6 protein-coding genes are annotated in these 12,559 nt (G+C 52.8%); all 6 read left to right on the plus strand.

Annotation, left to right across the window (positions count from 1 at the left end; all coding sequences use genetic code 11):
• Positions 1 to 28 precede the first annotated feature (28 nt).
• The 6 genes from porQ to ABDW72_RS07645 all read left to right on the plus strand — a co-directional run bounded on the left by porQ (position 29) and on the right by ABDW72_RS07645 (position 12,498).
• Positions 29 to 1,078, plus strand: coding sequence for a type IX secretion system protein PorQ (gene porQ, locus ABDW72_RS07620; protein ID WP_347157925.1), 1,050 nt, complete (start codon positions 29 to 31; stop codon positions 1,076 to 1,078).
• A gap of 64 nt (positions 1,079 to 1,142) precedes the next feature.
• Positions 1,143 to 2,537, plus strand: a complete 1,395-nt coding sequence (gene hslU, locus ABDW72_RS07625; RefSeq protein WP_347157926.1) for an ATP-dependent protease ATPase subunit HslU — start codon at positions 1,143 to 1,145, stop codon at positions 2,535 to 2,537.
• Positions 2,538 to 3,447: 910 nt separating this feature from the next.
• Complete coding sequence (locus ABDW72_RS07630; protein WP_347157927.1) at positions 3,448 to 6,495, plus strand: SusC/RagA family TonB-linked outer membrane protein; 3,048 nt, start codon at positions 3,448 to 3,450, stop codon at positions 6,493 to 6,495.
• A gap of 9 nt (positions 6,496 to 6,504) precedes the next feature.
• A complete protein-coding gene (locus ABDW72_RS07635; protein ID WP_347157928.1) occupies positions 6,505 to 8,292 on the plus strand; it encodes a RagB/SusD family nutrient uptake outer membrane protein in 1,788 nt (595 codons plus the stop codon).
• Positions 8,293 to 8,469: 177 nt separating this feature from the next.
• Positions 8,470 to 11,571, plus strand: a complete 3,102-nt coding sequence (locus tag ABDW72_RS07640; RefSeq protein WP_347157929.1) for a PVC-type heme-binding CxxCH protein — start codon at positions 8,470 to 8,472, stop codon at positions 11,569 to 11,571.
• Positions 11,572 to 11,616: 45 nt separating this feature from the next.
• Positions 11,617 to 12,498: a hydroxypyruvate isomerase family protein gene (locus ABDW72_RS07645; RefSeq protein ID WP_430438149.1), complete on the plus strand. Its 882-nt coding sequence runs from the start codon at positions 11,617 to 11,619 to the stop codon at positions 12,496 to 12,498.
• The last annotated feature ends 61 nt before the right edge of the window (positions 12,499 to 12,559 follow it).

The raw sequence follows: 12,559 nt of genomic DNA on the forward strand, positions 1-12,559 counted from the left end.
CTGTCCCTACGAAGGTAATTCAGGAAGTATGAATAAAACCGCTGCGCTCATACTTGGTATGCTCCAGGCCTTCGCGCTCACGGCACAGGCGCAGGTAGGTGGGCAGCGGGGTTTCACGTTTCTGGAGCTGCCCCAAAGTGCTAAACAGGTTGCCTTGGGCGGTGTAAATGTAACGGCTGGCGCACACGATGTAAGTATGGTAGGGGCTAACCCGGCGCTGCTGCAGCAGGAGATGGACAACCAGGTCAGCCTGAGCTATATCGGCTACCTGGCAGATGTCCGGCAGAGCAACGTAGCTTATGCTTTTAATACAGGGAAGTATGGCCGCTGGGCAGCAAGTATAAATTACCTGAATTATGGTGACTTTGTGCAGCGCGACCCCACCGGAGCAGCAGAAGGCAGCTTCCACGCGAATGACTGTACTTTCAGCCTGTCGCATGCCCAGCAGGTGGATGCCTTCACAATTGGTACCACGGCCAAAGTAGCCGTATCCAGTATAGCCGGTAACAAAGCAGTCGGGGTATTGGCCGATGCGGGCGTGGTATTCAAACATCCGGAGAAGGACTTTACAGTGGGGCTGGCATTTAAGAATGTTGGCTACCAGGCAAAGGCTTTTGACGGGGCAGAACGGCAGCCGATGCCGTTTGATGCGCAGCTTGGTGTAAGTTATAAGCCGGAGCACATGCCGGTGCGGCTTTCGCTCACAGCGCAGCGCCTCTACCAGTTCGACATCGTGTACCTGGACCCAAATGCTGCCGGTACATTAGATGAGAACGGCAATGAGGTGAAGCCGGAGAAAAAGCTGGGTGATAAAATTGCCCGCCACTTTGTAGCAGGTGCCGAGTTTGTGTTCAGTAAAAATTTTCAGGTGCGGGCGGGCTATAACCACCTGCGCCGCAAAGAGCTGCGCCTGGATACCAGTGCGGGCGGGGCAGGGTTTTCAGTGGGTGCCATGTTGCGGGTGCGGAGCTTTGAACTGGACTACAGCAGTGCTTTTTATCATCCGTCCGGCGCCACCCATTATATTACCGTAAGCACCAACACCCGCACATTTTTGAAAAAGAAGAGTAGTTCATAACCCTGAGGCGCAGCAGTTGTTATGCTGTTACAGACTCGGGTGAAATTATAAACGAGAAAAAAACATGTTAGAAAATATCGCATCACTAACGCCGGCACAGATCGTGGCGGAACTGGATAAGTATATTATCGGACAGAAAGATGCCAAGCGAAACGTAGCCATTGCGCTGCGTAACCGCTGGCGTCGCATGAATGCCGATGACATCATGCAACGGGAGATTGTGCCCAACAACATCCTTATGATCGGGGCTACGGGGGTAGGTAAAACTGAAATCGCCCGCCGCCTGGCCAAGATTGCCGACGCGCCATTTACTAAAGTTGAAGCCTCTAAGTTTACGGAAGTAGGATACGTGGGCCGCGATGTGGAAAGTATGGTGCGCGACCTGGTAGAGCAGTCGGTGAACATGGTGAAAACGCGCAAGAAGGAGGAAGTGAAGCAAAAAGCCGCCGAAATGGTAGAAGAAGTCATCCTGGATGCGCTGATTCCCCCGATTCAGGGCCGCAACACGTCGCCAGTGTCCATCACCTCTGATCCCAACGCTATACCGGAAACAGATTATGAGCTGAATGAGCGCACCCGTGAGAAGTTCCGTATCAAGATTCGCAATGGCGAGTTGGAAGACCGCAAGATCGAGATACGTCTTCAACAGAGTGCTATGCCGGGCGTAGGCGTAATGGGACCGGGAATGGATGAGGCTTCGATGATGAACATCCAGGAGATGATCAGCGGCATGATGCCCAAAAAGACCAAGAAGCGCAAAGTAACCATTGCCGAAGCGCGTAAACTGCTGCTGGAAGAAGAAGCTTCCAAACTCATTGATATGGACGAGGTAAAAGAGGAAGCTATTTTTAAGGCAGAGAACTCTGGTGTGATCTTTATTGATGAGATTGATAAAGTAGCCAGCTCCAGCAAAAAAGGCGGCGGAGGCCCCGACGTAAGTCGCGAGGGCGTGCAGCGCGACCTGCTGCCGATCGTGGAAGGCTCTGCCGTGAACACCAAGTATGGCATCATCAACACCGACCATATTTTATTTATCGCGGCTGGCGCGTTCCACGTGGCTAAACCATCCGACCTGATCCCGGAGTTGCAGGGCCGCTTCCCGATTCGTGTGGAGCTAGATAGTCTCACCAAAGACGATTTCTATCAGATCCTCAAGTTTCCGAAAAATGCCCTGACCAAACAGTATGTGGCCTTGCTCGCTTCTGAAGATGTAGAACTGACGTTTAACGACGAAGCGCTGGATGAGATTGCATCGATTGCGTTTGAAGTGAATGCAGAGGTCGAGAACATTGGTGCCCGTCGCCTGCACACGGTGATGAGTCGCCTGCTCAACGATATTTTGTTTGACGTGCCGGATAAGATTGGCGCCAATGCCCATATAGTGGTAGACCGCGCTATGGTGCAGGAGAAACTGGCTGGCATGGTGAAGAACCGCGACCTGAGCCAGTATATACTTTAGTTTGGGAGTTAGAAAGTTATAATATAAGCAGTCTTGATGCCGGTGTCTAGCGGTACATGAGCTGATTCATATTTAAATAAAGCAACGTGGCGCTTCTGGTCAAACAGAAGCGCCACGTTGCTTTTATAGCTGCAGCTGCTTCATATTAGTAGGGCAGCAAAGCAGCGGCAAGCCTGATTCGCTGACAAGTATATAATAGTGGGCCGCATCGGATAACTACGTAAAATAGCGTATAAACCGCAAATCAATTTACGACTGAAAAGCAGCAACCAAAATTCAGGTGTTAGCGTAATCGGATTTTATTCACTTCCCATTATAAGTAACTAATCACTTTTTTTGCTAAATTCTTTTTTATTTAGGCCAGAAGGCATATCTTTAATCAGGTAAATACTTCTGAGTTAAGACCAAAGCGCTAATAAAGGTAGCTGGTAATTATTTAAAAGAAATTGAGTTCGCATTTCCGGTTCCGGATATAAGCATAATCAGTAGCAGCATCTGCACGAAAGGTTGCAGATAAGAAGCATAAGACTGCTGCTGTTTCCAAAAGCTAGGGCGTAAGAGGCTTGTTAGCTTAAGTATGATAAAGGTCGTTATCGCATGGCCTGCTAAACGTTGCACAGCAAAGCTACTGCTTCAGTAGTTACATCTTTTTATTTTCTATAACATGTGCTTACTGCATGCTTCAGGTAATGCAGCAAGATAAAACCTTACAAAAGCGCTTAAGTGTTATAATTACAATAATTAGAAATACAACTATACTGCCGTCAGGCAGGCTCCTCATACTAACTGATTTTCATTGCTTGTTATTTTGCTAACCAATTAACTTTTAAATACATAACCTATGAAGCACTGTTTACTCAAGAGGTTGAAATATTTACTTATTTTGCCTCTGCTCTTAGTATCTGCTGGTATGGTGCAGGCGCAAGGCACCATTATAAACGGAAAGGTAACCGACCAAAGTGGCGCAGGCTTGCCTGGAGTAACCGTACTGTTGAAGGGAACAACTACAGCTGCACCTACAGCAGTGGATGGCAGTTATGCCCTGCACGTGCCGGATGGAAGTGGTACGCTTGTCTTCTCATATATTGGCTATCAATCACAGGAGGTACCTATTAACAACCGCTCCACTATTAATGTGCAGCTGGCGACCGACGCCAAAGCATTGGAAGAAGTGGTGGTAGTAGGCTATGGCGTGCAGAAGAAAGCCACCTTAACAGGTTCGGTTACGGCTGTAAAGGGCGAGGAGATCGCCAAAAGTCCTACTGTAAACGTAACCAACAGCCTTGCCGGCCGCTTGCCGGGCTTGACCGCCGTGGGCTCCAGCGGGGAACCGGGCTACGATGGCGCCAAGCTCCGTATCCGGGGCATCAACTCTTTCGGTAGTTCAGAGCCGCTGGTGGTGGTAGATGGCGTACCCGGCCGCTCACTGGAGCGCCTGGACCCTAATACCATCGAAAGTATTTCCGTGCTGAAAGATGCCTCTGCTGCCATTTACGGGGCACAGGCCGCTAACGGTGTAATCCTGGTGACGACCAAACGCGGTAAAACAGGCAAGCCAACTATTACGGCTTCCTTTAACCAGGGCTATGGCCGCCCTACCCGCCTGCCCGACATGGCCGACGCAGCGGAGTATGCCACCATGCTGAACGAGATCGACCAGTATGCCGGCCACGACCCCCGCTTCACACAGGAAGATATTCAGCAGTTTCAGGATGGCTCCGACCCTTGGGGACACCCGAACACCGACTGGTTTAAAGAAGTGATCAAACCGTGGTCCGGCCAGAATCAGGCCAACGTATCGGTATCAGGCGGTAGCGATAACATGCGGTACTTTGTGGCCCTAACCACCCGGAGCCAGAATGGCTTCTATTTCAATAGCGGCACCAAGTATAACCAGTATGATTTCCGGTCTAACTTGGATGCCAACATCACTAAAAACATTAGCCTGGGCGTAGACCTCTCCGGCCGTATGGAAGACCGCAATTTTCCTACGCGCGGTGCCGGCGGCATCTTCCGGATGGTGATGCGGGGCAAGCCGACTCTGCCAGCCTACTGGCCCGACGGTACGCCGGGTCCGGACATTGAGTATGGCGATAACCCGGTGGTAGTGAGCACCAAAGCAACGGGCTACGACCATGACAAACGCTATGAAGTAAATTCCAACTTTAAGCTGAACGTGGAGATTCCGTGGGTACAGGGGCTGTCTGTGACCGGTAATGCCGCAATAGACAAGGGCTTTAGGTTTCGCAAATTATGGCAGACGCCCTGGTACTTGTATTCCTGGGATGGCAGCACCATGGATGCCAATGGAAACCCGGTACTCATCAAAGGCAAGAAGGGTTTTGACAGCCCGGCCTTAACCGAGGATACGGAAGACAACCAACGCATACTGTTAAACGGACTTTTAAAGTATGAGCATACGTTTGCCGAAGATCATTCTGTAAACTTTTTGGCCGGCCTAGAACGCATTACCGGTGGGTATGATCTTTTTAGTGCTTATCGCCGCAACTTTACCTCCACCGCTTTAGACCAGATGTTTGCCGGTGCCACTGATAATTACCTGACAAATGGTGGTTCTGCTAGTGTGAATGCCCGCCTGAACTACTTTGGCCGTGTAAACTACGGCTACAAGAACAAGTACCTCGCTGAATTTGTGTGGCGCTACCAGGGTTCTTACATTTTTGAACCTGGCAAGAAGTTCGGTTTCTTCCCCGGCGTGTCTTTGGGCTACGTTATATCAGAAGAAAGCTTCTGGAAGGACAATATTGGTGCTGTAGACTACTTTAAGCTAAGAGCTTCATGGGGCCAAACCGGATATGACCAGGTATACTTTAACAATGTGCTACAAGAGTATGCCTACCTGACCACTTATGGCTTAGGCGGCTCCGGATCAGCTTTTGTTTCGAACGGCGGAGCCACGCTCAACCCTACCTTGTATGAAACAGGCGTTCCAAATGCAAATACCACCTGGGAGAAGGCCATCATGCGTAACATTGGCTTCGATGCAGATTTCCTGCACAGCCACTTATCTGTTACGTTTGACTACTTTGATAACCTGCGCTCTGATATCCTCTGGCGAAGAAACGCTTCCATCCCTTCTTCTACCGGTATGTCGCTGCCTCCTGAAAACATTGGCAAATCCGGCAACAGAGGCTTTGACTTCAGCGTGCTCTACCACAACGTGGCCGGCAACGACTTTACCTACGAGGTGGGGCTGAACGGCGGCTATGCTAAGAACAGGATCATCTTCTGGGATGAAGTACCAGGTCGTCCGGATTACCAGGTTACAACCGGCCGGCCAATCCCGACAGACCCATACAACCCGGACAACGAACTATACTACCAGGCCATTGGCATCTTTACAGACCAAGCAGCTGTGGATGCTTACCCGCACTGGTCAGGTGCCCGTCCCGGCGACATTATTTTTGAGGATGTGAACGGAGACGGTGTGATTGACGCCAAGGACCGGGTGCGTAATAACAAGAGCAATGTGCCCACCTGGACAGGAGGTTTCACTGCCCGTGTAGGCTACAAAGGCTTCGACCTGTCGATGCTAATCCAAGGAGCAATGGGTGCGGTAAACTACATCAACACGGAGTCAGGCGAGATCGGCAACTTCCTGCAGAGTTTTTACGACGAACGCTGGACAGAGGCAAACCCTACAGCTTCAGGTCCGCGCGTATTCAACCGCAGCAACGAGTACTGGGTGGGCCAGCGCAACACCTACTGGCTGCACAAAACCGATTATATTCGTCTCAAAAACATCGAGCTGGGCTACAGCTTGCCAAGCTTTACCCAAAACTGGGGAATCAAGCAGATGCGAGTGTACGTGAATGCCTATAACTTCCTGACTTACAGCCCCGACTACAAAGACTTTGATCCGGAACTCAGCTCCGGCTCCGGTCAGGGTTATCCTTTGCAGAAGATCATCAATGGTGGTATATCAGTTACTTTTTAATTTACGATCATGAAAAAAAGAATATATTCCATACTATTAGTTGCAGCCCTGGCCGGAGTGAGTTCGTGTAACACGGACTTTCTGGAGGAGACACCCTTAGACAAGTACTCCGACTCCGCAGTGTGGCAGGACCCGGCACTGGTGGAGACCTTTGTGAACAACATTTACCTGGGCATTCCCAGCCCCTTCCATACTATTATGCTGGCCAATCTGGTGGACGAGGCACAGTTTAATGCCGATTGGGAAACCGCTAACGTCACCAAGAGCCAGATCACGCCGAGTTATCTGGGTGTGTTTGGCAGCGGCTTCTGGGTATCGCATGAGCGGTACATGACATGGGAGAATACTTATAAGAACATCCGGGCCTGCAACATTTTTATGGAGAAGATCGATGGCGTTACCTTCGACAACCAGGCCGACAAAGACAGGCTAACGGGGGAGGTACTGTTCCTGAGAGCCTACTTCTATCACCGGCTGGCCTCGTTCTATGGTGGCGTACCCATTATCACCAACAGTTATACATTGTCTGATGACTTTACCGTAGCCAGAAGCTCGTATGAGGATGTTATCAACTTTATCGTTACAGAGTGTGATAAAGCGGCTGCACTGCTGCCGGAAGCAGGCGACAAAGCACGGGCCACCAAGGGAGCGGCCCTGGCTTTGAAATCGCGGGTGCTGCTGTATGCGGCCAGCGACCTGCATAATACCAGCGCCTCCTGGGCCCCAGGCTATGAGCACCCCGAACTGGTAGGCTACACCAGTGGCGATCAGCAGGCGCGCTGGCAAGCCGCTAAAGATGCTGCCAAGGCTGTGATGGATATGGGCATGTATAGCCTGTATGGCGGTGAGAACCCGGCCAGTGCAGAGGAAGCCACGCAGAATTACGCCAACCTATTCCTCAACAACGGAAACGTGGAGGACATTTTCCTGCAGTTTAACGACAACATCCGTAATGGCAACTGGGACGCCCCGAACCCTGGTCTGTTCACCGGCCCTAATGGTTGGCACAACTGGGGAGAAAGCTCCCCGATCGGCCAGTTGGTAGACAGGTATGAAATGGCTGACGGCACCGAGTTTAGCTGGAATAACCCGGCAGAAAAAGCGAACCCGTATGAGAACCGCGACCCACGTTTCTATGCCAGCATTCTGTACGAGGGAGCGCATTGGCGGCCAAGGCCTGCTGATGTAGTTTCGGCAGACCCGATTGGTATTGTGCAGGTAGGTAATTATACTAAAACAGACGGGACCGTGGTGCCGGGACTTGATACCAGAAAAGGACCAATTGAAGATTGGAACGGCTCATACACCGGTTACTACCTGCGTAAGTTCATCGACCCAAATATCAACCACCAGTACAACAAGCAGACACTGCCTTTCCGCCGCTTCCGCTATGCGGAGATCCTGCTAAACTATGCGGAAGCCTGCTTAGGGCTGGGTCAGGAGGATGAAGCCAAGACCTATATCAACGAAGTGCGTGCCAGAGCAGGCATGCCGCCAGTTACGGAAAGTGGGCAGGCGCTGGTGGAGCGTTACCGAAACGAACGTAGTATAGAGTTGGCCTATGAAGAACAGCGCTTCTTTGACGTGCGCCGCTGGATGATTGGGGACGTAGGTTATGAGGATGCCACAGGCGTAGCAGTAACGGGCAAGATGCAGGCAGACGGCACCATCACCAACCGTACGTATGCCCCGGTTGTAGTCCAGGACCGGGAATGGAACCCACGTTTCTACTTTCTGCCGATCGCGGAAGATGAGATGAACCGAAATGAGAAACTAATTCAGAATCCGCTGTATTAATCAGGTTGCGCCTGCCCGTAAAGACCTTCTTATCGGGTGGGCGCTGCCATTTTGGTAACCTAGTATCACCAATGCACGACACACGATTGAAAGCACAGGTCGCGCAGGTTTTTCGCCCCGTCGTTTGAGGCTATACTGGCGAAAGAACATCACATCTAGAAACGAAATTTAATTCTCATGAAGAAGAACATACTTCCTGCTGCCTTTTTAATGAGCGCGCTGGTTTTGGCCTCGTGCCATGAGATGCAGCAAAAAAAAACGCCCACGCAAACCAAGGCAGACCGCGATGAACTGTATAGTAAGTTATCGGAAGAGCAGAAGCGCCTTCCGGAGAACGCCGTGCTAGGGCTAGAGGCAGCCGACGGGCTGGAGGTGAAACTCTTTGCCTCGGAGCCGATGATGGGAAACCCGACCAACATGGACGTAGACGCCAAAGGGCGGGTGTGGGTATGCGAAGCCTACAACTACCGGCCGGAGCTTAATCCCAGTAATCCGCAGCGCAAAGAAGGCGACCGTATCCTGATTCTGGAAGACCTGGACCAGGATGGCCACGCCGACACCGCTAAAGTGTTTTACCAGGGCACCGACGTGAACGCGGCCCTGGGCGTAGCCGTGCTGGGCAACAAAGTAATCGTGTCCAGCAGCCCGAACGTGTTCCTGTTCACGGACACGAACGGAGATGATGTGGCGGACAAAAAAGAGGTGCTCTTCTCAGGCTTAGGCGGTGAGCAGCACGACCATGCCATCCACTCCTTTACCTTTGGTCCGGACGGCAAGTTATACTTTAACTTCGGCAACGAAGGCAAGCAGATCATGGACCGCAACGGCAAACCCATCATCGACAAAGACGGCAAAGAAGTAAACAACAGCGGCAAGCCGTATCGCCAGGGCATGGTATTCCGGGTGAACCCCGATGGAACCGACCTGGAGGTGCTGGCCCACAACTTCCGAAACAACTATGAGGCGGCAGTTGACTCCTACGGCACGTTGTGGCAGTCGGATAACGATGACGACGGCAACCAGGGTGTGCGCATCAACTATGTGATGCAGTATGGCAACTATGGCTATACCGACGAGATGACCGGTGCCGGCTGGCGCGCCCACCGCACCAACATGGAAAAGGAGATACCGCTGCAGCACTGGCACCAGAACGACCCCGGATCCATCCCGAACTTGCTCCAGACCGGGGCCGGCTCGCCAACGGGTATGGTGGTATATGAGGGCAAGCTGCTGCCGGAAGTATACCGCAACCAGATGATCCACACCGATGCGGGCCCCAACGTGGTGCGCTCCTACCCTGTCACCAAAGACGGGGCCGGCTACAAGGCGAAGATTGTGCCACTGGTAGAGGGCGTGCGCGACCAGTGGTTCCGCCCTTCGGACCTGAGCGTTGCCCCGGACGGCTCTATTTTTGTGGCTGACTGGTATGATCCGGGTGTAGGTGGCCACCAGATGGCCGACATGAACCGCGGCCGCATTTACCGCATCGCCCCGCCCGACACGCCTTACAAAACACCGAAGCTGGACCTCAGCTCGCCGGAAGGAGCCGTGGAGGCGCTGCAGAACCCGAACCTAGCCACACGCTACCTGGCCTGGCAGAAGCTGCACGAATGGGGCACCAAAGCCGAGCCGGCGCTGCAAAAACTTTGGAAATCGGATAACGAGCGGATGCGGGCCAGGGCGCTGTGGCTGCTGGCCAAGATCGACGGCAAAAGCCATACTTACATCGAGCAGGCGCTGCAGGATAAAAATTCCGATATCCGCATTACAGGCTTGCGCATTGCCCGCGAGGAGGCTGATGACATCATCCCGTATGTGAAGGAAGTGGTGAAGGACCCGAGTCCGCAGGTGCGCCGCGAGGCCGCCATTGCCCTGCGGCACAATAAATCGGCGGAGGCGCCGGCGCTCTGGGCCACGCTGGCGCAGCAGTATGATGGCAAAGACCGCTGGTACCTGGAGGCGCTCGGTATTGGTGCCGACGAGCAGTGGGACAGCTACTTTACTGCTTACCGCCAAAAGGTAGGAGACAAGCTGGGTGACAAGGCCAGCCAGGACATTGTCTGGCGCTCCCGCACCGGACAGGCGCTGCCCTACCTGGCGCACAACATCACCGATGCCAACACCTCATCCGGAGACCGGGCCAAGTATTTCAGGGCGTTTGATTTTATTGATGATCCTGCCAAAGCCAAAACCCTCTTAACTCTGCTCGACGACCAGGGGCCGCACAAGGCAGAGGTGTCGCAACTGGCCCTGAACCACATCAGCCCGGCTACGCTGGAAAGTTCGCCAAAGGCAAAAGCGGCGCTGACCCGCACCTTGGCGCAGCTGAAAGGCACGCAACAGTTCGTGGACCTGGTAAGCCGCTACAAGCTGAAAGACCAGAACGAAGAGCTGCTGCACCTGACGCTGGCTTACCCCGACAGCAGTCTGGGTGTAGAGTCGGCACGGTTGCTGCTGAATACCGGCGGAGAGGGCTTGCTGAAGAAAACTATCCGCAGCAATAATGACGCCCAAACATCGGCTGTGCTACGAGCCTTGAGCCGCGTAGGCAGCAACGAATCAATGGACCTGATCCAGTCTGTGGTGATGGACAAATCCGGCGATATGGGCGTTCGGAAAGTGGCGGTAAAGGCGCTGGGAACAGGCTGGGGCGGCGAGGAACGCCTGATGAATGTGGTAAAAGAAGGCAAGCTTCCGGAGGAACTGAAGCCAGCCGCCTCGGTGACACTGGCCGGAGCCATGCGCACCGGCATCCGCGACGAGGCGCTGAAATACCTTGGCGGTGCCAACGCTACCAATGGTAAACCGCTGCCTCCAATTAGCGAGCTGGCCATGCGTACTGGCACGCCGCTCAAGGGCAAGCAGGTGTTTCTGCAAACCTGTAGCGTGTGCCACCGCGTGGGGAATGAGGGTACCAACTTTGGCCCGGCACTGACACAGATCGGCAGCAAGCTTACCAAGGACGCCATCTATGTGTCCATACTTCACCCGGACGCAGGCATCAGCTTTGGGTATGAAGGCTATGTCGTAAAACTGAAGGACGGAAGCCAGGTGGCCGGTATTATTGCCAGCGAAACAGAAGATGCCATTGAACTGGTGAGCCCCGGAGGAATGAAGAACCGCTATGAGAAATCGCAGATAGCTTCTAAAACGGAAATGGAAGGTTCTATCATGCCGTCTAACCTGCAGCAGAGTATGTCAGAGCAGGATCTGGTGGACTTAGTGGAGTATCTCTACGCGCTCAAAAAACCGGAAGGTAAACCTGTGGCCAGCAAGTAAGTTGGTACACAGGAAAAGATTTTTGCAATCCTTTAAAAACGCAAAATGGGAAATCAATATGATCGCCGCAAGGTGCTGAAGAACATGGCAGGTGGTGCGGCTGTATTGGCCGCAGGCATGTTGCTGCCTGAGCCCTTGCGGGCCGCAGGCACAAAAGAAGAAAAGCTGAAAGGCCGTATCAACCACTCGGTATGTAAATGGTGCTATAATGATATTTCGCTGGAAGACCTGTGTAAAGCAGGCAAAGGCATGGGCCTGACTTCTATTGAGCTGCTGGGCCCCGACGACTGGCCGACGCTGAAGAAGTATGGCCTGACCTGCGCGATGGCCTGGGGTGCCGAGAAAAGCCTGACGGAAGGATTTAATGACCCGCAGTACCACGATGAACTGGTGTCGCGCTACGAAGCCATGATCCCGAAGGTAGCTAATGCCGGGCTCAACAACCTGATCTGCTTCTCGGGCAACCGCCGCGGCATGGACGACCAGCAGGGGATGGAGAACTGCGCCAAAGGCCTGAAGCGCCTGATGAGCACCGCCGAGAAGCACAAAGTGACGCTGTCGATGGAGCTGCTCAACAGCAAGGTGAACCACAAAGACTACATGTGCGACCACACGCCCTGGGGTGTGGAACTGGTGAAGATGGTGGGCTCTGACCGATTCAAGCTGCTCTACGACATTTACCACATGCAGATTATGGAAGGGGACGTGATCCGGACGATACAGGAAAATCACCCGTACATTTCGCACTACCACACCGGCGGCGTGCCGGGCCGCAATGAGATCGATAATACCCAGGAGCTATACTACCCGGCCATTATGCGGGCAATTGTAGATACAGGCTTTAAAGGGTATGTGGCACAGGAGTTTATACCTAAAAATAATCCGCTGGCATCGCTGAAGGAAAGTGTGCTGATCTGCGATGTATAAGCAGTGCGCCTATAACAGGTAATTTTTTTATCGAAGTATAACCCAAGCTGGCAGCGGCGGC

It is taken from the genome of Pontibacter chitinilyticus, from assembly GCF_039748935.1.
GTDB classification, from domain to species: Bacteria; Bacteroidota; Bacteroidia; order Cytophagales; family Hymenobacteraceae; genus Pontibacter; species Pontibacter chitinilyticus.